The organism is Novosphingobium sp. PY1, assembly GCF_017312445.1.
Classification (GTDB): domain Bacteria; phylum Pseudomonadota; class Alphaproteobacteria; order Sphingomonadales; family Sphingomonadaceae; genus Novosphingobium.
Genome location: NZ_BLTI01000013.1, coordinates 89,904 through 109,220, shown reverse-complemented (window position 1 = coordinate 109,220; position 19,317 = coordinate 89,904). Strand labels below are relative to the sequence as shown.

Here is a 19,317-nt window from a genome sequence, read left to right as displayed (position 1 = left end):
TTAGCCCTTCATGGCCTGGGCGAGCGAATTGAGACGAGTGCGGATCGAGCTGTCGATGCGCTTGGAGCCGATGGTGACGACAAGGCCGCCGAGCAGGTCGGGATCGACGCTGGTCTTGACCTTGACCTTGCGGCCTTCGCGAACTTCCAGCTTTTGGCGCAGCTGTTCGACCTGATCGTCGGTCAGCGCGTGAGCGGAAGTGATGTCGGCGGTCGCTTCGCCGCGCTGGGCGGCTGCGATCGCGGCGAAGGCGCGAATGATCTCGGGCAGGGCAGACAGGCGGCGGTTGGCCGCAAGCACGCCCAGGAAATTCTTGGTGAGGTCCGAAAGGCCCAGGACGCCGCCGACGGCATCGACAACCTTGCCGGCTGCCTCACGGCTGACCTGCGGGTTGCGAATCAGTGCTGCGAAGTCAGCGCTCTCGCCGATCGCCTGACCGACTTTCTCAAGGTCGGACTCAACCGCCGTAACGGTGCCGTTCTCGCTGGCAAGTTCGAATAGCGCCGAAGCGTAGCGCCCTTGCAAGCTGGCTTTTATGCCGCCGGAATTCTCCACGCGTGTTCTTTCCTTACATCGGGTGGGCTGGGGCACTGTTACGGACATGCGCAAGTAACGCACCCCCCGGCCCGCAGACGGGGCGCGCATAGCGACGATATTGTCATGATGCAAGGCACCCGAAGGTACTCGAAGACAATGCTGCGAAAAGCGGTTTAAAAGCAATGCGCGGGAAGCGGCGGTTCTGCAAGCGCGTAATTATGGCGCAAACAGCCGTGGAGTTGCCCGCCATGAAGTACCGAATCAAAGGTCTGCCTAAATCCGCTTTCGCTCCTTATTTCGCCATGAACGCACGGGAATTGGCGCAGACAGGGGCTTTGCGCGTGGTTGCGGACAAGGACCGGGGGTTTCCTTGCCGGGTCAGTCTGCGCGATGCCGACAAGGGCGAAAGTCTGCTCCTGCTCAATTATGTAAGTCATCCGGTGGATAATCCCTATCGAAGCGCTCATGCGATATTCGTTCGCGAGCTTGCGGAGGAGCCCGCGCCCTATGTCGATTGCCTGCCTCCGGTCTTCGCTGGACGGCATCTTTCGCTGAGGGGATTCGCGAAGGGCGGTCTTATGGTCGATGCCCTGCTCGCCGCCCCGGGATCGGTGGAGGAGGGGATCGATCGTCTCTTCGCCAATGGCGAGGTGGCTTGCATCCATGCGCACAATGCCGCCTATGGTTGTTTCGCAGCGCGCATCGAGCGCCATGGAGCGGATCAGTGACTCTTGCAGAAGCCGGATTGGATGAGGAGCGTGCCTGGCAGGCGGTGATCGAGCGCGACCGCAAGTTCGACGGGCGCTTCGTGACCGGTGTTCTCTCGACCGGAATCTATTGTCGCCCGTCGTGTTCGGCGCGCCACCCCCGCAGGGAGAACGTGCGTTTCTTCGAGGGGCCTCGCTCGGCCGAGGCGGCTGGACTTCGCCCATGCCTGCGCTGTCGGCCCGCAGAAGTCTCGCGCGATGAAGAGGCGGTACGGGTAGCGATCGGCCGAATCAAGGAGGCGGATCAGGCGCCCTCTCTTGAGGAGCTTGCAAATCTGACCGGATATAGCTCGACCCATTTCCAGCGCCTGTTCAAGCGCGCGGTCGGCTTGTCGCCGGCAGCCTACGCCCGCGCACTGAAGCTGCGCAGGGCTGGCGATGCGATGAGCGATGGCGCGAATGTGACGCAGGCCATCTACGAGGCAGGCTTCGGAGCGTCCTCGCGCTTCTACGAAGCCAGTGAGGGAAAGCTGGGCATGAGTCCGTCGGCATGGCGTGATGGGGGCAAGGGCGTGACGATCCGCTGGGCGGTTGTCCCCACAAGCCTTGGCGAGATGCTGGTTGCCGCCACAGCCAAGGGCGTGTGCCGCCTGTCCTTCGCTGAAGGGCGCGAGGATCTGGCCGCGCGGTTCCCGAACGCCATGCTGGTGAAAGGCGGCAAGGAATTTGCCGCACTGCTGCGCGAGGTCGTCGCGGCCGTCGAGCAGCCCGGCGATTCCCGCAGCATTCCCATCGACGTGCAGGGCACTGCCTTTCAGGAGGCGGTCTGGCGGGAACTGCAACGCATACCTGCGGGTGAGACGCGCACATATGCGCAGATCGCGGCGGCCATCGGCAAGCCCGGGGCAGTGCGCGCGGCGGGCTCCGCCAATGGCGCGAACAATGTGGCGGTGCTCATTCCCTGCCACCGGGTGATACGCTCCGACGGTTCACTGGGCGGATATGCCTATGGCGAGGCGATCAAGCGCGAACTGCTCAAGCGCGAGCACGATGCGCAGGGCCAGGGCTAGTTTACACGAAGCTGTAGGGGTCGATGTCGATATGGACCCGCACGCCGCGCGGGAATTCCAGCGGATCGAGCCATTCGCGCAAGTAGCGCTGCAGTTCGGCCGAGCGCCGCGCGTTGATGAGAAGGCGGAAGCGGTGGCGTCCGCGCAGCAGCGAAAGCGGGGCAGGTGCGGGGCCGAGGACGAGCATGTCCGGGTGGTCGGGCGCGGTGCCGCCGATGGCACGGGCGGCGGACTGCGCTTCTGAAAGATCTTCCGACGAAACGATGATGGCGGCCCAGCGCCCGAATGGCGGCGCGCCCGCATCGCGGCGCGCTTCGGTTTCCGCAGCGTAGAAGGCGTCGCGGTCTCCCGCGGCCAGCGCGGCGATCACCGAGGCTTCCGGATGGCGGGTCTGGATCAGCACTGCGCCAGGCTTCTCGCCGCGCCCTGCGCGCCCGGCGACTTGTGCGACCTGCTGGTAGGTCCGCTCCGCCGCGCGCAAGTCCCCGCCTTCTAGGCCCAGATCGGCATCGACGACGCCGACCAGCGTCAGTTCGGGAAAGTGATAGCCCTTGGTGACAATCTGCGTGCCGATGATCACGTCGATCGCGCGCCCCTCGGCCATGGCCACGAATTCGGCGATGGCCTCGGGATTGTTCATCGTGTCCGAAGTGACCAGCGCGGTGCGGGCCTCGGGCAGGATCTCGGCGACCTCGTCGGCAATCCGCTCGACGCCCGGCCCGCACGCGACGAGGCAGTCGGCGGTCCCGCAATCGGGACAGGCCTCGGGTACCGGCGTCTCGTGTCCGCAGTGATGGCAGGCGAGGCGCTGCGAGAAGCGGTGCTCGACCAGCCAGGCGGTGCAGTTCGGGCACTGGAAGCGGTAGCCGCAGTTGCGGCACAAGGTGAGCGGGGCATAGCCGCGCCGATTGAGGAACAGCAGCGACTGTTCGCCGCGCGCCAGCCGCTCCTTCATTTCATCGACGAGGCGCGGAGCGAGCCAGCGGCCGCGCTCGGGCGGCTCGTGGCGCAAGTCGAGAATGTTGATCTGCGGCAGCGTTGCACCGCCGAAGCGGTCGGGCAGCTCGATCTTGCGATAGACCCCCGCCTCGGCAAGCTGCATCGATTCGAGCGCGGGTGTCGCGCTGGCGAGAATGACCGGAATCTGCTCGAACTTGGCGCGGATCACGGCGACGTCGCGGGCATTGTAGCGCACGCCGTCGTCCTGCTTGAAGGAAACCTCATGGGCCTCGTCGACGACGATCAGCCCGAGCTTGGGATATGGCAGGAACAGGGCCGAGCGTGCGCCGACCACGACCTGGGCATCCCCGAAGGCTATCGCGCGCCACGCACGGCGGCGTTCGCTGGCCTTCAGCGAGGAGTGCCACTGCACCGGCGAGACCCCGAAGCGCTTCTCGAAGCGGCGCAGAAAGTTCTCGGTCAGGGCGATCTCGGGCAGGAGCACGAGGATCTGCCGGCCTTCGCGGAGCGCCTCGGCCACGGCTTCGAAATAGGTCTCGGTCTTGCCCGAGCCGGTCACGCCGTCGAGCAGGAACGGGGCGAACTTGCGGGCCTTCACCGCGTCCACGAAAGTGTCGGCGGCCTTGCGCTGGCCTTCGCTGAGTTTCGGCTGATCGAAATCGGGCCGGGCCGGGGGATAGGGCCTGTCGAGATCCACGGTTACCGGTTCCAGCAGACCTGCGCCCACCATGCCGCGCAGGACGCCCTCGGATACGCTGGCCAGCTCTGCCAGCTCGCGGATCGATGCCTGTTCGCCCTGCAAGGCATCGAGCGCTGCTGCACGCTGGGGTGTCAGGCGAGCCGGCTCCTCCCCGGTCAGGCGATATTCGGTCGTCGTTCCGCCGCCGCGCAGCGCCGCGCTGCTGCCCAGCGCCATGCGGGCGACGGATGACAGCTGCGCACAGTAGTAGTCGGCCGTCCACTCGATCAGGCGGCGCAGCCGGGCGGGCAGGGGCGGTACCGGCAGCACTTCCAGAAGCGGCCGCAGCTTGGCCTCGGGCACTTCCTGTGCGGTCAGGCGTTCCGGTTCCCAGACTATGCCGAGTACCTGCCGCGGACCGAGCGGACCTACGACCACGGAGCCGGGCTCCACGGTCATCCCTTCGGGAACGCGATAGTCGAGGACGCCCAGCGCGGCGTTGAAGACAAGGAGTCGGACACGGTTCATTTTCCGGGGCATATAGGCATCCGGTGCCGCGAAGGTGAAGGAGCATGCGACTGTGAATTGGGGATCGAATGAAATCGGGGGTGAACTGCAGTCGATCGTGACCGGGCGGCGCGCTATGTTGGGTGGCATCCTAGCATGCGCTGCGCTGACCTTGCCGGGGTGTGCCTCGCTCGGCCCGCCCAGCTATGTCGAAGTGGTGCGTCGGCTGCTCGAGGCATCCACCCGCCAGGCATTCGCCCGGCTGACCCAGCCGGACGGCTTCTGGGACAGCGCCGTGGCGCGGATCGACATGCCGGTGCTGTTCGGCAAGACCGGGACGCTGCTCTCGGGCATCCTGCGCAGCAACCTGTTCCGCGAAAAGCTGCAGCACCAGCTCAACAACCTGGCGGAGGACGGTGCTCGCAAGGCGGCGCCGGTGGTGGCCGATGCGGTCCGCCGCATTTCGATCCCCGATGCCATTGCCCTGCTGCGCGCAGGCAAGTCCGGCGCGACGACCTACTTGCGCGACCAGATGGGCCCGGCGCTGGTCAACGCGATGATTCCCGAACTCGACCGGGTGATGCGCATTGCCGACGATCCGTTTCTCGGCGAGGCGATTTCCTCTCTGGCCGGTGTGAACATTGCCGATGCGGCCCATGCCCTTGCCCTCGAGGCGGACAATGCGATCTGGTACGAGATCGGGGCGGCAGAAACGCAAATCCGCGAAAATCCGGAGTCGACCCACGATCCGGTGCTGATTGCCGGGCTCAAGCGCCTGTAGGCCTAGCCGCACGGGGCGAGCTTCCCTATAGCGGCGCCAGAATCGCCGTATCGGGCCAGAATCGCCCGTGCGGCTCCCTGCCTTGCCGATAGGAACACGCCATGAAGTTTTTCGTCGACACCGCCGACACTGCCGATATCGCTGAACTTGCCGAAACCGGCCTGCTGGACGGCGTCACCACCAACCCTTCGCTGATCGCCAAGTCCGGCCGTGACTTCATGGAAGTCACCAAGGAAATCTGCGGTCTCGTCGACGGTCCGGTTTCGGCCGAAGTCGTCGCTCTCGACCATGAAGGCATGATGCGCGAGGCCGAAATCCTGCGCAAGATCGCCGACAACGTGTGCATCAAGGTGCCGCTGATGATCGACGGCCTGAAGACCTGCAAGAAGCTGACCTCGGATGGCACCATGGTCAACGTGACACTGTGCTTCTCGGCCAACCAGGCGCTCCTGGCCGCCAAGGCGGGCGCGAGCTTCATCTCGCCCTTCATCGGTCGCCACGACGATAACGGTCTCGACGGCATCGCGCTGATCGAGGACATCCGCCTGATCTACGACAACTACGCTTTCGAGACCGAGATTCTCGCTGCCTCGATCCGTCATCCGATCCACCTGCTGCAGTGCGCGAAGATCGGTGCCGACGTGGCGACGATGCCGCCTGCCGTCATCAAGGGCCTGTTCAAGCACGTACTGACCGACAAGGGCATCGAAGGCTTCCTTGCCGACTGGGCGAAGACCGGCCAGACTATCTGAGTATCCACCCTGTTTCCTAAGGTTCCTTCCCGTTGAGTGACGAGACCCCAGCCGACCGCTTCAAATCCGTTCTGGCCGGCGCATCGCGCGCCATCGCCCATGAAAAGGAGATCGAGGTCAACTGGACGGCCGATGCGCCCAGCTCGACGGGGGGAACCTTCAGGGTGCCCATGCCCGGGCGCAACCTGCCGCGCGGAGCGGCGATGCAGGCCCGCGGCTATGCCGACAGCTTCGCGCTGAAGGTGCGTCACCACGACGACAGGCTGCACCAGCGCCATGCCCCGGCCGAACCCTCGGCGCGGGCGTGCTACGACGCGGTGGAGACGGTGCGCTACGAGGCGCTCGGTTCGAACCGCTATGCGGGGATGCGCGACAACCTCGACGCATCGCTGGAAGCGCGCATCGCTTCCGATCCGATATCCCGCGCCGAATCGCGCGACCAGGTGCCGCTCCAGTCGGCGCTGGCGCTGATGCTGCGCGAAAAGCTGACCGGGCAGCCGATCCCGGAGATCGCGCGGCCGGGCGTCGACATGATCCGCGACTGGATCGAGGAAAAGGCTGGCGGCGACATCGAGGCGCTGGCCGATTCCATCGGCGACCAGCAGGCCTTCCAGAACCTCTCGCTCGACATGCTCCAGCACCTTGAACTGACCCGTGCCGAGGAAATCGAGCAGCCGCCCGAGGATTCGGACGATCTCGACGGCGACGATGAGACCGAGCAGGAAGAGGACGGCGCGGACGCGGGCGAGGAGCAGCAACCCTCGGAAATGGCCGCCGAGCCCAGCCAGGGCGATGACGAGGGCGAAAGCGAATCAGATGGCGAAGCCTCGGACGACATGCAGGAGGCCGAGGAAGGCCAGGACGGCGAGGAAGGCATGCTTCCCGTCCGCCCCAACCGGCCCTGGACCGACATTCCCGACAGCTTCGACTACAAGGTCTTTACCGAGGCCTTCGACGAGGTGATCGGCGCTTCGGAGCTTTGCGACGAGGAAGAACTGACGCGCCTGCGCGCTTACCTCGATGCGCAGCTCAAGGGCTTGCAGGGCGTCGTCACGCGGCTCGCCAACCGCCTCCAGCGCCGCCTCATGGCCCAGCAGAACCGCTCCTGGGATTTCGACCAGGAAGAAGGCCTGCTCGATGCCGCACGGCTGGCCCGGGTGGTCGTCTCGCCCGGCCAGTCGCTGTCCTACAAGGTCGAGCGCGACGTCGAGTTCAAGGATACCGTTGTCACCCTGCTGCTCGACAACTCCGGTTCGATGCGCGGACGGCCGATCTCCATCGCCGCGATCAGCGCCGACGTGCTGGCCCGCACGCTGGAGCGCTGCGGCGTGAAGGTGGAGATCCTGGGCTTCACGACCCGCGCGTGGAAGGGCGGTCAGAGCCGCGAGGCCTGGCTGGCGAACGGCAAGCCCGCAAGCCCGGGCCGCCTCAACGACCTGCGCCACATCATCTACAAGAAGGCCGATGAGCCGTGGCGCCGTGCGCGCAAGAACCTCGGGCTGATGATGCGCGAGGGGCTGCTCAAGGAGAACATCGACGGCGAGGCGCTGCTCTGGGCGCACAACCGGATGCTCGCGCGGCCTGAGGATCGCCGAATCCTCATGGTCATTTCCGACGGCGCGCCGGTCGACGATTCGACGCTTTCGGTGAACAGCGCCGGATATCTGGAGGCGCACTTGCGCAAGGTGATCGAGTGGATCGAGGCGAAATCGCCGGTCCAGCTCGTCGCCATCGGCATCGGGCACGACGTGACCCGCTATTATCGCCGCGCGGTGACGATCATGGACGCCGAGCAACTCGGCGGCACGATGATCGAACAGCTCGCCGGCCTTTTCGAGGAAGAATGATGAAAGTATCCGAGGCTGTCGCCAGCCGCCGCTCGATCCGCGCGTTCCGTGATGAACCGGTCGGGATCGAGGTGATCCGCCGCGTGCTGGACCGGGCGCGCATGACGCCCTCGGGCTGCAATTTCCAGCCCTGGCAAGCCACCGTGCTGACCGGTGAGCCGCTCAAGGCCCTTCAGGAAAAGATGCTGGCGTCCTCGCCGCAGGACCCGATCGAGTACAGCTTTTCCGAGCCCAACCAGTCGCCGCGCCATCTGGCCCGGCTGCATAAGGTCGGTGCCAGCATGTACGGTGCGCTCGGCATCGAGCGCGAAGACGCCGAAGCCCGCGAAGCCTTCACGCGGGCGAACATCTTCTCCTTCGGCGCACCGGCGCTGCTGGTCTGCTACTTCGAACGCTTCATGGGCCCGCCGCAGTGGTCGGATGTGGGCATGTGGCTCCAGTCGATCATGCTGCTGCTGCGCGAAGAGGGGCTGGACAGCTGCCCGCAGGAGTGGATGTCGCTCTATGCGCGTCTGATCAAGGAGCACATCGGCGTTCCGGACGAGACGCACATCCTCTTTTGCGGCCTGGCCATCGGCCATCGCGACGAGGATGCGCCCGTCAACCGGTTCGATCGCGACCGTGTGCCGCTTGATGAACAGGTGCGCTTTCTCGGCTTCTGATCGCCGTTCGATGGGGCTGGAGGGCCTTTCATGACCGATTGGCCATTGCTGTGGGTGCCCTTCACTCTTGCCGCGGCGCTGGCACAGGTGCTGCGTAATGCGGTGCAGTCGCGGCTGGCAACCCGGATCGGGACGGTTGGCGGAACGCAAGTGCGATTCGTCTATGGCCTGCCGGTCGCGATTCTCTTTCTGGGCTTGTTCTGTTTCGCGACCGGGGAAGGGCTGACCGCTATTCCTTCCGGCGCCCTGGCATGGTCGGCGGTGGGCTCGGTGACCCAGATCGTGGCCACCGCGCTCATGCTCGTCGTCATGCAGAAGCGCGATTTCGGCGTTGCCTATGCTTACATCAAGACCGAGCCGGTAACGGTTGCTATCCTCGGCTTCGCCCTGATCGGCGACCGGTTGCCATTGGGCGGCTGGCTGGCGGTTCTGATCGTGACGTTTGGCGTGATTCTCGCCTCCTTGCGTCCGGGGGATGGCGGGGCGAAGCTGTTCGAGCCGAAGCCGCTCGCGGTGGGCGTCGCCAGCGGCGCGCTTTTCGGACTGACCGCCATCTGCTTTCGCGCCTCGATCGCCGGGGTTCCGGAGGGCAGCTTCATGCTGCGCAGCCTGATGATGCTGGTGGTGTCGCTGGGGATCCAGTCGTCCGTCCTTGCGGGGTGGTTCGTGCTGCGCGATACCTCCGGCTTCTTCGGATCCCTTCGCGAATGGCGCCTGTCGGTCACGGGCGGAGCGCTGGGAGCGCTCGCGTCCGCCGGATGGTTCATTGCTTTCTCACTCACCGCCGCTGCCAATGTGCGCACCCTGGCGCTGATCGAAATGCCCATCGTCGCCATCGTCTCGCGCAAACTTTCCGGCCGTTGGCTGACGGCCCGCGAATGGGCCGGCTTCGTGCTGATCACGGTGGGCGTCGCATTGCTGATGTTGTCGCACGCCTGAGCCGTCCGCGATCGTCGGCCGCTCTGCCCGGGCCGCTGACTTTCAGCCCGGCTTGGCCTTTGACATGTCCGCGTACCGCTCCGTCGGCCTGGTTCGATCCCGTAGCGCCCTGCATGCACCTTGACTGCCACGCATCGCCGCCTAATGCCCCTCGGCCATGACCGATGCCCATGCACTGACGCTGTTCAACAGCCTGACCCGCCAGTTGGAACCGTTCCAGCCCGTCCATGAAGGCGAGGCGCGGGTCTATTCATGCGGGCCCACGGTCTACAACTACCCGCATATCGGCAACATGCGCGCCTATGTCTTTGCCGATATCCTCGGGCGTACGCTGAGCCACAAGGGCTACAAGCTCACCCACGTCATCAACATCACCGACGTTGGCCACCTGACCGACGATGCCGATGCCGGCGAGGACAAGATGGAGAAGATGGCCGCCGAGAAGGCGCAGTCCATCTGGGCCATCGCACGCCACTATACCGAGGCATATTGGGCCGACATCGCCGCGCTCAACATACGTCAGCCCGCCCAGTGGTCGGTGGCGACGGAATATGTGCCGCAGATGATCGAGTTCGCGAAGCAGATCGCCGACAAGCACTGCTACGAGATCGACAGCGGCCTCTACTTCGACGTTTCCACCGTGGCCGACTACGGCCGCCTGGCCCGTGCCGTGACGGAAGAGGGCGAAGGCCGCATCGAGGCGGTCGACGGCAAGCGCAATGCCGCAGACTTCGCGATCTGGCGCAAGACTCCGGTCGGAGAGAAGCGCCAGATGGAGTGGGATTCGCCCTGGGGGCCGGGCGCGCCCGGCTGGCACCTGGAATGCTCAGTCATGTCGGGCAAGCTGCTGGGCTTTCCTTTCGACATCCATACCGGCGGCATCGATCACCGCGAGATCCATCACCCCAACGAAATCGCACAGAATCAGGCGTTCTGCTGCACCAACGGGCTCGACATACCGGCAAACTCGGGTGCGCGGGTGTGGATGCACAACAACTTCCTGGTCGAGCGCTCGGGCAAGATGAGCAAGTCATCGGGCGAATTCCTTCGCCTGCAGCTGTTGATCGACAAGGGCTATCATCCGCTCGCCTACCGCATGATGTGCCTGCAGGCGCATTATCGCTCGGAACTGGAATTCTCGTGGGACGGCCTTGGCGCCGCGCTCACCCGCCTCAAGCGCATGATCATGGCTGCCGAGCGCCTTGCTGGTGTCGAGGCCGGATCGCCTTCGCACCCCAAACTTGCCGCGATGATCGAGACTTTCGAGAAGTCGATGTCCGAGGATCTCAACACCCCGGTCGCGCTGACGGCGCTGGAAGACGTGCTCGCCGCCAAGAAGGTCGATCCCGCGGCCAAGCGTGCCGTCGTGGAAGCGATGGATGCGGTGCTCGGTCTCGATCTCTTCGGGACGTCCCGCGCCGACTTGCGCCTGCGTCCGAAGAGTGCCGCTATTTCCGAAACGGAAATCGAGGCCGCGCTGGCGGCGCGCAAGGACGCGCGCGCCGCAAAGGACTTTGCCGCCTCCGATGCCCTGCGTGACGAACTGGCTGCGAAGGGCGTGGAAGTGATGGACGGCGATCCGCTCGGCTGGGAGTGGAAGCTCGGCTGAAACCGGCTTTCGCCTGCTGGTCGCGATTTTCCGGGGCAACCGCTCGGCCGCCCGGTCATCAGATGCACGGAATGCCCAAGGGCGCGTCCTGCGCGCTCTCGATGTCCCCTGCGCGTAACTAATTTCGCTGCCTTAGCCCTATTTAAAGAAAGAGGTCGCTAGCGAATTCATCAGGGCGCGCGCTGCGCCGGAATGCGTATTTGCACATGACGCGAGGCCGGATAGTTCTATACCGGCTCTGTATAAGATCAGAAACGGGGAAAGCGAAATGGCAGAGGGCGACAAGCGCAAGGCTTCGGATGTTTTTATCGAGTGCCTTGAAGAGGAAGGCGTCGAGTACATCTTCGGCGTTCCCGGCGAAGAGAACCTCGACTTTCTGGACTCGCTCTCGCGATCTGAAAAAATCAAGCTCATCCTGACCCGCCACGAGCAGGGCGCCGGTTTCATGGCTGCGACCTACGGACGGCATACCGGCAAGACCGGCGTGTGCCTTTCGACCCTGGGGCCGGGCGCGACCAATTTCGTCACCGCGGCGGCCTATGCGACGCTGGGCGGCATGCCGATGCTGATGATTACGGGCCAGAAGCCGATCAAGAAATCGAAGCAGGGCCGTTTCCAGATTCTGGACGTCGTCTCCATGATGGGGCCGATCACCAAGTACGCGCACCAGATGGCATCCTCGGACAACATCCCGAGCCGGGTGCGCGAAGCCTTCCGCATCGCCGAGGAGGAAAAGCCGGGCGCAACGCACATCGAACTGCCCGAGGACATTGCCGACGAGCACACCGATTCGCGTCCCGTGCGCCGCTCGATCGTCCGCCGCCCGACAGCCGACGTGAAGTCGATCGCCCAGGCCGTCGATGCGCTGCAGAACGCGAAGAAGCCGCTGCTGGTGATCGGTGCCGGTGCGAATCGCAAGATGACCAGCAAGATGCTGGGCGAATTCGTCGAGAAGACCGGCATCCCCTTCCTCACTACCCAGCTCGGCAAGGGCGTGATCGATGAGCGTCACCCCAAGTTCCTGGGGTGCGCCGCGCTTTCGGCCGGTGACTTCGTCCATCGCGCCATCGAGGATGCCGATTGCATCCTCAACATCGGGCACGACGTGATCGAGAAGCCGCCGTTCTTCATGCACAACGACGGCACGCGCGATGATCGCGTGGTTGTCCATATATCGACCAAGACGGCGGAAGTAGACCCTGTCTACTTCCCGCACATCGAGGTGATCGGTGACATCGCGAATGCCATGTGGCAGATCAAGGAAGCGGTTGTGCCGTCGCCGAAATGGAACTTCGACGCCATGCTCGGCTTCCGCAAGGCCGAACTGGAACACACCGCGAAGCTAGCGGCGGACGAGCGCTTTCCGATCTTCCCGCCGCACCTTGTGCAGCAGGTTCGCGATTCGATGCCCGACGATGCGATCATCTGCCTCGACAACGGCGTCTACAAGATCTGGTTCGCCCGCGGCTTCTGTGCCTGCAAGCCCAACACCGTCCTGCTCGACAATGCGCTGGCGACGATGGGGGCAGGGCTACCCTCCGCGATGGCGAGCGCCATGGTCTATCCCGAGCGCAAGGTCATGGCGATCTGCGGCGACGGCGGGTTCATGATGAACAGCCAGGAACTTGAAACGGCGGTTCGACTCGGCCTCAATCTGACCGTGCTGATCCTCAACGACAATGCCTACGGGATGATTCGCTGGAAGCAGGCGAACATGGGATTCGCCGACTTCGGCCTGACCTACAACAACCCCGATTTCGTGAAGTATGCCGAAAGCTACGGGGCCAAGGGGTATCGGGTCGAAAGCGCGCAGCATTTGAGCGAGCTGCTGGCCCAGTGCCGCGATACCCCAGGCGTTCATGTCATCGACTGCCCGGTGGACTACTCGGAAAACGATCGCATCCTGAACACGGACATCAAGGATCTGTCCCGGGCGCTCTGAGCGTCCGGAAACAGGTTCTCGCCTCGATCAGCACTCCTCGAGCAGGAGAAATTCGGCTTCGACCGTCATGCGCGGTTCGGGGCCGTTATGGTGATCGACGCCGGTGATCGTGGCATCTGCGACGAGATGGCCGGGGATCGCGAATTCATGGTCGGGCAGGGCGGCGATCAGCTCCTCTCCGGCGTCGATGGCCCGCTCGCCGGTAAACGAAAGGGCAAGACTGTGGCGGCTGCCCGAGAATGTTGCGCTGCTCCATGGCCGCTCGCCATGGCGCAGCAGTTCGCCTTGCGGTCCTGCCAGAGCGAGTACCTCGCAAAGCAGTTTGAGCCAGGGGCCGCGCCGGGCTGATCCTGAAGTGCGGGCACGCAGCGCGTTGAGCATCGATCGGTCGGAAGTGGGGTCAAAGCGCATGATCGGTCTCCTGATAGTTTCGCATGAATTGCTCGACCCGCGCCGCCGTGCGGGCGCGGGGAATGCGGCCATTGCGCAAGTCGGCCACGAAGCGCGGATCTTGCGCAGCGAGCCGCCCGAACTTGGTCCAGGGCATGTCCGTCTGGCGCAGGAAGCGTTCGATCTGACGCAAAAGCATCGATCCTGATCCTTTCCGTGTTGGATTCGTTGGCGGTGTTCATGGTATGTTCCAATCGAAATCCTACTTGTCTAGGAAATTTCCTTCACCTACGGATTACAAAATGGACATGACCGATCCCCGCGGAGCACTGCTGGAACTGGCCGAGAAACGCGGCGCCAGTCTCTCCGCCTTATCGCGAATGCTGGGAAAAAATCCGAGTTATCTCCAGCAGTTCGTCCGCAAGGGGAGCCCGCGCAAGCTGGAGGAAGGCGATCGCGGCAAGCTCGCCCGGTTCTTCGGCGTGGACGAATCGGTGTTGGGTCGGCCGAAGGAAATTTCCTCGAAACGCCTGCAGGACTGGGTCGACGTACCCAGGCTTGCAGTCGATGCCTCGGCCGGCAGCGGGGCCTTTGCCGGGGAGGAGGAATTGCTGGGCACGATCCGCTTTTCACCGCGCTGGCTGCGCAGCATGGGCCTCGATCCCAAGGCACTGAGCGCCATTGCCGTGGCCGGCGATTCGATGGCGCCTACCTTGCAGGACGGTGACGAGATACTCGTCGATCGCACCGTGCGGGCCCTCAGTGAAGGCATTCACGTCTTGCGGCACGAGGGCAACCTCCTCGTCAAGCGCATCGAACGCGGCCCGGGCGGGGCCGTGCGGCTCATCAGCGACAACAAGGTCTATGACCCGATTGAATGTCCGGCCGGTAGCATCGACGTGATCGGGCGCGTGGTCTGGAAAGGTGGGCGCCTCTAGTCGGCGCTGGAAGCATTGCAACATCGCCCGTGTGTTGGCAGGACGGTTGCAATCGCGGCGTTAGGCCGCCATTTCCCGTCCCATGACCCAGACCGAACCGCCGATGCGCGTGGGAATCATTCCCGTTACCCCGCTCCAGCAGAACTGCACGCTATTGTGGTGCACCACGACCATGCGGGGGGCGCTGGTCGATCCCGGTGGCGACCTCGACAAGCTCAAGGCGGCGCTGGAAAAGACCGGCGTGACGCTGGAGAAGGTGTTGGTCACGCACGGTCACCTCGATCATTGCGGAATGGCCGGCGAACTGGCCAGGGAAATGGGCGTGCCGATCGAAGGGCCTCAGGAAGAGGACCGCTTCTGGATCGCCCAGCTCAGCGACGATGGTCCGCGCTGGAACATGGAGGCACATACTTTCGAGCCGGACCGCTGGCTGGAGAACGGAGACCAGGTCCGGGTCGGCGAGCTGACGCTCGACGTCTATCACTGTCCGGGGCACACGCCGGGGCATGTCGTCTTCCATCATGCGCCCAGCAAGTTCGCCATGGTCGGTGACGTCCTGTTCCAAGGCGGTATCGGGCGCTGGGACTTTCCGCGCGGCAATCTCGACGATCTGATCGAATCGATCACCACACGTCTGTGGCCGCTTGGTGACGATGTGACCTTCGTGCCCGGGCATGGCCCTGTCAGCACCTTCGGAGAGGAACGTCGCCACAATCCCTACGTCAGTGACGCGGCGCTATCGCGCCGCGCCTCCTGACGGATCAGAGGCGGCCCAGGGCGATCAGGATCGCCACGACCGACAGACCCAGAAGGGTGAGGACAGTTACAATGATCCCGCCCGCGCGCAGGAGGTTCGAATCCGACCTGTCCATGCCGAAGGCGTGGGCGACCCGCGCGGCCATGTATATGGAGCCTGCGATTGCCAGCCAGGGGCCGGCCTTGCCGGTCATTTCGATAGCCGCGATCAGGATCAGGACGAACGGCGTGTTCTCTACGAAGTTGAGCTGCGCGCGCATTCGGCGTGCAATGGCTTCATTGCCGCCGTCTCCATGCAGGACCTTGGCCGCCATGCGCAGCCTGCCGACCCGCGTCAGCAGCCAGAAATTGATGACCGCAGCAGCGGCGGCAAGGCATAGAGTCGTCTGAAGAATCATCCCGGGCATCTCCCCCAATGTGGTTTTGGCTACATGAGGAAGGTATCAACGGGTTGCAACTCGTCAGAAATCGGTTATAGGCCCGCCTTCGCAAGCCGCCGGTTCCGGGTGACGGTTCCCGGCGGCCTTTTTGACATTAACGCATTTCCAGGAACAGGTGCCAAAATGGCTGTCCCTAAGAGAAAAACGACCCCGTCCCGCCGGGGCATGCGCCGCAGCCATGATGCCCTCAAGGTTGAAGCGTTTCATGAGTGCCCGAACTGCGGCGAGCTGAAGCGCCCGCACAACCTCTGCAACGCTTGCGGTCACTACAATGGCCGCGAGATCGTCGCGGTCGAAATCTAAGACCTCAGACGAAGTTCGGAGATTGCCCATGACTCTGCCGCGTATCGCTATCGATGCGATGGGCGGCGATGAGGGCGTGCGCGTCATGATCGAGGGCGCGGCACTCGCGCGCCGTCGCCATGACCGTTTCAATTTCCTCCTCGTCGGCGACGAGACGCGGATCAAGGCCGCGCTCGAGGATCATCCGAACCTTCGCGGGGCATCGGAAATCCTGCACACCGATGGTGTGATCAGTGGCGAGGACAAGCCGAGCCAGGCCCTGCGCCGCGCGAAAGGCACGTCCATGGGGCGCGCCATCGCTGCGGTGAAGGCCGGCGACGCGGGTGCAGCCGTCAGTTCCGGTAATACCGGTGCGCTGATGGCGATCGCCAAGCTCACCTTGCGTACGATGCCGGGCATCGATCGTCCCGCGCTTGCGGCACTGTTACCCACGCTGGGCGACAATGACGTCGTGATGCTCGACCTCGGCGCCAATACCGAGTGCGATAGCCGCAATCTCGTGCAGTTCGCGATCATGGGCGCAGCCTATGCCCGCGTGGCGACGGGGCGCGAGCAACCGCGCCTGCGCCTGCTCAATATCGGTACTGAAGAGATCAAGGGCACGGAACTGCTGCGCGATGCAGCGGCAACGCTCAAGGCGGCGGCCGGTGACCTAGCCATGTCCTTCGACGGCTTCACCGAGGCGGACAAGGTTTGCCGCGGCGACGTCGACGTGGTCGTGACTGACGGTTTCTCCGGCAACATCGCTCTCAAGGCGGTGGAAGGTACGGCGCGATTCGTCGGCGACCTGCTGCGTCGCAGCTTCTCCAGTTCGCTGCGCTCGAAGATCGGCTTCCTGATCTCGCGTCCGGCGACCGAGTTGCTAAAGCATCACCTAGACCCCAATAACCATAATGGCGCCGTGTTCCTTGGCCTGAACGGCATCGTCGTGAAAAGCCATGGCAGCGCGAATGCTGCGGGCGTGGCCAATGCCGTTGCGCTGACTGCGCGGCTCCTGGAGGAAAATGTGACCGAGCGGATCACTGCCGACCTTGCCCGCGTGGGTGAAGCGTCGCTGCGCATGCCCCGGAACCAGGAAGAGCGGGCATGACCCGGCGCTCGGTTCTGATCGGTACCGGTTCGGCGCTCCCACGCCGCGCGGTAAGCAATGCTGAACTGGCAGCCCAGGTCGATACCAGCGATGAGTGGATCGTCGAGCGCACCGGCATAACCAATCGCTACATCGCTGCCGACGACGAGACGACCTCGAGCCTTGCCACCGACGCGGCGCGCAAGGCGATCGAGGCGGCCGGCATCGACGCGGCTTCCATCGACCTCATCATCCTGGCGACTGCCACGCCCGACCAGACCTTTCCGGCTTCGGCGACGATCGTTCAGAAGAATCTGGACTGTGGCGGCTGCATTGCTTTCGACGTTGCCGCGGTGTGTTCCGGTTTCCTGTATGCCGTAGGCGTTGCCGATTCGATGCTCCGCTCGGGAATGGCCCAGCGCGCGCTTGTGATCGGTTCGGAAACCTTCTCGCGCATCCTCGATTGGGAAGACCGCACGACTTGCGTGCTGTTCGGCGACGGAGCCGGTGCGGCAATCTTCGAAGCGCGGGAACAGGGCGACAGCGATCAGCCCCGCGGCATCCTGGCTTCGCGCCTGCATGCCGATGGCGCGCACAACGAACTGCTCTACGTCGATGGTGGTCCTTCGACGACCGGAACCGTCGGCAAGTTGCGCATGAAGGGCCGTGAAGTGTTCCGCCACGCGGTTGTGAACCTGGCCCAGGTTCTCAACGAAGTACTTGAAGAAGTTGGACTTCAGTCGTCTGACATCGACTGGCTGGTGCCTCACCAGGCCAATGCCCGTATCCTTGATGCGACGGCCAAGAAGCTGGGCCTGCCGGTTGAAAAGGTCGTCATGACTGTTAGCCAGCACGCGAATACTTCGGCTGCTTCGGTGCCGCTGGCCCTCGATCAGGCCGTTCGCGACGGCCGAATCCGCGAAGGCGATCTCGTCGTCCTTGAAGCCATGGGCGGCGGTTTCACCTGGGGCGCGAGCCTGCTGCGAGTCTGAGAACCTACCCCCTAAGGTTTATCTGCGTTCATTATTTGACGTAGGATTGCCTTTTTCCCTGATAATTCATATTATCAGCGCGGGGGTTGGCGCTCAGAGGGGAAGCGGGTTCGATGGGCTCAACGGATACATTGACGCGGGCTGAGATCGCGGAAGCGATCCACAAGAAGCTGGGTCTGTCGCGCGCGGAGTCGCTGGCGATGGTCGAAGCTATTCTTCAACATATGTCGACGGCGCTCAGTTCGGGCGAGAACGTCAAGATTTCGGGATTCGGCACATTCCTGTTACGGGACAAGGGCGAGCGTATCGGCCGCAATCCCAAGACGGGTGTGGAAGTGCCGATCACCCCGCGACGGGTTATGACATTCCGGGCGAGCCAGATGTTGAAAGACAGGATCGCCGGAGACTGAAGGAACAGAGCCAATGAATACCTTGTCCGACATCCCGGTTTTCGATGACGGAAAGGATCCAGAGGCTCTGCGAACCATTGGTGAAGTCAGCAAGGCGCTGGGCATCCGTCAGCATGTCTTGCGCTATTGGGAAGAACAATTCCCTTCGCTTCAGCCTGTCAAGCGCAGCGGCGGTCGGCGTTATTATCGCCGTGACGATGTCGCGCTCGTGGTCGAGATCAATCGTCTCGTCCACGAGGAAGGCTACACCCTGCGTGGTGCTCGCAAGGCGATCGAGGATCAGGACGGCCAGCCGGCGCCGTCTGCAATCGTGACATCTGACATGCAGCCGCAGGCTGCGGAAGCGGCGAGCGATGCCATCATTGGCGAGCTGATTCAGATTCGTGCGCAACTGGCCGCGGCATTGGCTGCTGCCTGAGGCATTGGCGTCTTGCGCAAGCCGCCGTCTCAACCACCAATGAATGCAATCAGTCGGTGAGGCTCGGCCCCAGTTCGGGATCGAGGTCGCGCGGCCGGACGAGGTGGACGATCCGGGCGCAATTCTCGTCGATATCGTCCCAGCTGTCGATATCCAGTTCGAGCACGGCATAGGCGGCGGTCGGGAACTTCTCCTCGACGACATCACGCAGCGGACTGGTGCCATCATCGGGAACCAGATCGAAGATCAGGTCCTCAAGGCCCGGATTGTGTCCGATCAGCATGATTGAGGCGGGATCGCCTTCCTGTTCGCGCAGGAGATCCGTCAGCGTCGCTGAGTTGGCAAGGTAGATGCGCCTGTCCCAACTGACCGGCGGCGCCATTCCGGCCGCTTCAGAGGCAAGCTCGATCGTCTGCGTGACGCGAACCGCGGGAGAGGCGAGAATGCGCTTCCACGCCCTGCCGTCATTGCGGATATGCTCGCCCATGATCGCCGCGCCCTTGCGGCCCCGCTTGTTGAGAGGCCTGTCGAAGTCGCGCAGGCGCGCATCGTTCCAGTCCGACTTGGCGTGGCGAAAGATGCCGAGGGTCTTCATCTGTCAGGCAAGCT

General features: G+C 63.9%; 22 protein-coding genes. 16 read left to right on the top strand and 6 right to left on the bottom strand.

All coding sequences use genetic code 11. The features are described from left to right. A complete protein-coding gene (locus tag J3474_RS18515) occupies window positions 1-555 on the bottom strand; it encodes a F0F1 ATP synthase subunit delta (RefSeq protein WP_041559028.1) in 555 nt (184 codons plus the stop codon). 164 nt (window positions 556-719) lie between these two features. Between J3474_RS18515 and J3474_RS18510 the strand changes: the two genes are divergently transcribed. Both J3474_RS18510 and ada read left to right on the top strand, forming a co-directional pair. Next, complete coding sequence (locus tag J3474_RS18510; RefSeq protein ID WP_308632955.1) at window positions 720-1,265, top strand: DUF1203 domain-containing protein; 546 nt, start codon at window positions 720-722, stop codon at window positions 1,263-1,265. Beyond that, on the top strand, window positions 1,262-2,314 hold the full coding sequence (ada, locus tag J3474_RS18505) for a bifunctional DNA-binding transcriptional regulator/O6-methylguanine-DNA methyltransferase Ada (protein WP_207095176.1): 1,053 nt from the start codon (window positions 1,262-1,264) through the stop codon (window positions 2,312-2,314). Before J3474_RS18510 ends, ada begins: the two co-directional genes overlap by 4 nt. Window position 2,315: 1 nt before the next feature. On the opposite strand, the gene J3474_RS18500 is transcribed toward ada, so the two are convergent. Then, a complete protein-coding gene (locus tag J3474_RS18500; RefSeq protein WP_207095175.1) occupies window positions 2,316-4,481 on the bottom strand; it encodes a primosomal protein N' in 2,166 nt (721 codons plus the stop codon). Between the two features lie 52 nt (window positions 4,482-4,533). Between J3474_RS18500 and J3474_RS18495 the strand changes: the two genes are divergently transcribed. From J3474_RS18495 to J3474_RS18465, 7 genes are all read left to right on the top strand, one after another. Then, entirely contained in the window at window positions 4,534-5,241 is a 708-nt protein-coding gene (locus J3474_RS18495) for a DUF4197 domain-containing protein (protein ID WP_242528479.1), read from the top strand. Between the two features lie 101 nt (window positions 5,242-5,342). Continuing rightward, window positions 5,343-5,993: a fructose-6-phosphate aldolase gene (fsa, locus tag J3474_RS18490; protein ID WP_207095173.1), complete on the top strand. Its 651-nt coding sequence runs from the start codon at window positions 5,343-5,345 to the stop codon at window positions 5,991-5,993. A 32-nt stretch (window positions 5,994-6,025) separates the two neighbouring features. Beyond that, a complete protein-coding gene (gene cobT, locus J3474_RS18485; protein WP_207095172.1) occupies window positions 6,026-7,840 on the top strand; it encodes a cobaltochelatase subunit CobT in 1,815 nt (604 codons plus the stop codon). Further along, window positions 7,840-8,502, top strand: a complete 663-nt coding sequence (locus tag J3474_RS18480; RefSeq protein ID WP_038575413.1) for a nitroreductase — start codon at window positions 7,840-7,842, stop codon at window positions 8,500-8,502. The genes cobT and J3474_RS18480 overlap by 1 nt, the downstream gene beginning before the upstream one ends. Before the next feature lie 30 nt (window positions 8,503-8,532). Continuing rightward, entirely contained in the window at window positions 8,533-9,441 is a 909-nt protein-coding gene (locus J3474_RS18475) for a DMT family transporter (protein WP_207095171.1), read from the top strand. A gap of 157 nt (window positions 9,442-9,598) precedes the next feature. Then, window positions 9,599-11,050: a cysteine--tRNA ligase gene (gene cysS, locus J3474_RS18470; RefSeq protein ID WP_207095170.1), complete on the top strand. Its 1,452-nt coding sequence runs from the start codon at window positions 9,599-9,601 to the stop codon at window positions 11,048-11,050. 268 nt (window positions 11,051-11,318) lie between these two features. Beyond that, window positions 11,319-12,992, top strand: a complete 1,674-nt coding sequence (locus J3474_RS18465; RefSeq protein WP_013833802.1) for an acetolactate synthase large subunit — start codon at window positions 11,319-11,321, stop codon at window positions 12,990-12,992. A 27-nt stretch (window positions 12,993-13,019) separates the two neighbouring features. On the opposite strand, the gene J3474_RS18460 is transcribed toward J3474_RS18465, so the two are convergent. Next, window positions 13,020-13,403 (bottom strand): hypothetical protein, encoded by a 384-nt coding sequence (locus tag J3474_RS18460; RefSeq protein ID WP_242528478.1) that lies wholly within the window; start codon window positions 13,401-13,403, stop codon window positions 13,020-13,022. Beyond that, window positions 13,393-13,581, bottom strand: coding sequence for a hypothetical protein (locus tag J3474_RS18455; protein ID WP_007015059.1), 189 nt, complete (start codon window positions 13,579-13,581; stop codon window positions 13,393-13,395). The genes J3474_RS18460 and J3474_RS18455 overlap by 11 nt, the downstream gene beginning before the upstream one ends. A gap of 103 nt (window positions 13,582-13,684) precedes the next feature. Between J3474_RS18455 and J3474_RS18450 the strand changes: the two genes are divergently transcribed. Together J3474_RS18450 and J3474_RS18445 are read left to right on the top strand one after the other, a co-directional pair. Further along, window positions 13,685-14,320, top strand: coding sequence for a LexA family transcriptional regulator (locus J3474_RS18450; protein ID WP_207095169.1), 636 nt, complete (start codon window positions 13,685-13,687; stop codon window positions 14,318-14,320). Window positions 14,321-14,402: 82 nt separating this feature from the next. Then, entirely contained in the window at window positions 14,403-15,077 is a 675-nt protein-coding gene (locus J3474_RS18445; RefSeq protein ID WP_305798467.1) for an MBL fold metallo-hydrolase, read from the top strand. Between the two features lie 4 nt (window positions 15,078-15,081). On the opposite strand, the gene J3474_RS18440 is transcribed toward J3474_RS18445, so the two are convergent. Then, on the bottom strand, window positions 15,082-15,474 hold the full coding sequence (locus tag J3474_RS18440) for an MAPEG family protein (protein WP_041559025.1): 393 nt from the start codon (window positions 15,472-15,474) through the stop codon (window positions 15,082-15,084). A 165-nt stretch (window positions 15,475-15,639) separates the two neighbouring features. Here J3474_RS18440 and rpmF point away from each other — a divergent pair, with 165 nt between their 5' ends. From rpmF to J3474_RS18415, 5 genes are all read left to right on the top strand, one after another. Beyond that, window positions 15,640-15,819, top strand: a complete 180-nt coding sequence (gene rpmF, locus J3474_RS18435; protein ID WP_013833797.1) for a 50S ribosomal protein L32 — start codon at window positions 15,640-15,642, stop codon at window positions 15,817-15,819. A gap of 28 nt (window positions 15,820-15,847) precedes the next feature. After that, complete coding sequence (gene plsX / locus J3474_RS18430; RefSeq protein WP_207095168.1) at window positions 15,848-16,909, top strand: phosphate acyltransferase PlsX; 1,062 nt, start codon at window positions 15,848-15,850, stop codon at window positions 16,907-16,909. Then, complete coding sequence (locus J3474_RS18425; protein ID WP_207095167.1) at window positions 16,906-17,880, top strand: beta-ketoacyl-ACP synthase III; 975 nt, start codon at window positions 16,906-16,908, stop codon at window positions 17,878-17,880. Before plsX ends, J3474_RS18425 begins: the two co-directional genes overlap by 4 nt. 113 nt (window positions 17,881-17,993) lie before the next feature. After that, entirely contained in the window at window positions 17,994-18,290 is a 297-nt protein-coding gene (locus tag J3474_RS18420; protein ID WP_007015066.1) for an integration host factor subunit alpha, read from the top strand. Window positions 18,291-18,303: 13 nt separating this feature from the next. Next, complete coding sequence (locus J3474_RS18415; protein ID WP_207095166.1) at window positions 18,304-18,708, top strand: MerR family transcriptional regulator; 405 nt, start codon at window positions 18,304-18,306, stop codon at window positions 18,706-18,708. 49 nt (window positions 18,709-18,757) lie between these two features. Here J3474_RS18415 and J3474_RS18410 read toward each other — a convergent pair whose 3' ends face one another. Continuing rightward, entirely contained in the window at window positions 18,758-19,303 is a 546-nt protein-coding gene (locus J3474_RS18410; protein WP_207095165.1) for a histidine phosphatase family protein, read from the bottom strand. Window positions 19,304-19,317 lie beyond the last annotated feature (14 nt).

Excerpts from the sequence above, each read along its gene's own strand:
- J3474_RS18455 (WP_007015059.1), bottom strand. The coding sequence starts at position 13,581 with ATGCTTTTGCGTCAGATCGAACGCTTCCTGCGCCAGACGGACATGCCC.
- rpmF (WP_013833797.1), top strand. The coding sequence starts at position 15,640 with ATGGCTGTCCCTAAGAGAAAAACGACCCCGTCCCGCCGGGGCATGCGC.
- J3474_RS18445 (WP_305798467.1), top strand. The coding sequence starts at position 14,403 with ATGACCCAGACCGAACCGCCGATGCGCGTGGGAATCATTCCCGTTACC.
- J3474_RS18510 (WP_308632955.1), top strand. The coding sequence starts at position 720 with ATGCGCGGGAAGCGGCGGTTCTGCAAGCGCGTAATTATGGCGCAAACA.
- J3474_RS18465 (WP_013833802.1), top strand. The coding sequence starts at position 11,319 with ATGGCAGAGGGCGACAAGCGCAAGGCTTCGGATGTTTTTATCGAGTGC.
- J3474_RS18460 (WP_242528478.1), bottom strand. The coding sequence starts at position 13,403 with ATGCGCTTTGACCCCACTTCCGACCGATCGATGCTCAACGCGCTGCGT.
- cysS (WP_207095170.1), top strand. The coding sequence starts at position 9,599 with ATGACCGATGCCCATGCACTGACGCTGTTCAACAGCCTGACCCGCCAG.
- J3474_RS18420 (WP_007015066.1), top strand. The coding sequence starts at position 17,994 with ATGGGCTCAACGGATACATTGACGCGGGCTGAGATCGCGGAAGCGATC.
- J3474_RS18425 (WP_207095167.1), top strand. The coding sequence starts at position 16,906 with ATGACCCGGCGCTCGGTTCTGATCGGTACCGGTTCGGCGCTCCCACGC.
- J3474_RS18410 (WP_207095165.1), bottom strand. The coding sequence starts at position 19,303 with ATGAAGACCCTCGGCATCTTTCGCCACGCCAAGTCGGACTGGAACGAT.
- J3474_RS18500 (WP_207095175.1), bottom strand. The coding sequence starts at position 4,481 with ATGAACCGTGTCCGACTCCTTGTCTTCAACGCCGCGCTGGGCGTCCTC.
- J3474_RS18415 (WP_207095166.1), top strand. The coding sequence starts at position 18,304 with ATGAATACCTTGTCCGACATCCCGGTTTTCGATGACGGAAAGGATCCA.
- J3474_RS18480 (WP_038575413.1), top strand. The coding sequence starts at position 7,840 with ATGAAAGTATCCGAGGCTGTCGCCAGCCGCCGCTCGATCCGCGCGTTC.
- J3474_RS18440 (WP_041559025.1), bottom strand. The coding sequence starts at position 15,474 with ATGATTCTTCAGACGACTCTATGCCTTGCCGCCGCTGCTGCGGTCATC.
- plsX (WP_207095168.1), top strand. The coding sequence starts at position 15,848 with ATGACTCTGCCGCGTATCGCTATCGATGCGATGGGCGGCGATGAGGGC.
- fsa (WP_207095173.1), top strand. The coding sequence starts at position 5,343 with ATGAAGTTTTTCGTCGACACCGCCGACACTGCCGATATCGCTGAACTT.
- J3474_RS18450 (WP_207095169.1), top strand. The coding sequence starts at position 13,685 with ATGGACATGACCGATCCCCGCGGAGCACTGCTGGAACTGGCCGAGAAA.
- J3474_RS18475 (WP_207095171.1), top strand. The coding sequence starts at position 8,533 with ATGACCGATTGGCCATTGCTGTGGGTGCCCTTCACTCTTGCCGCGGCG.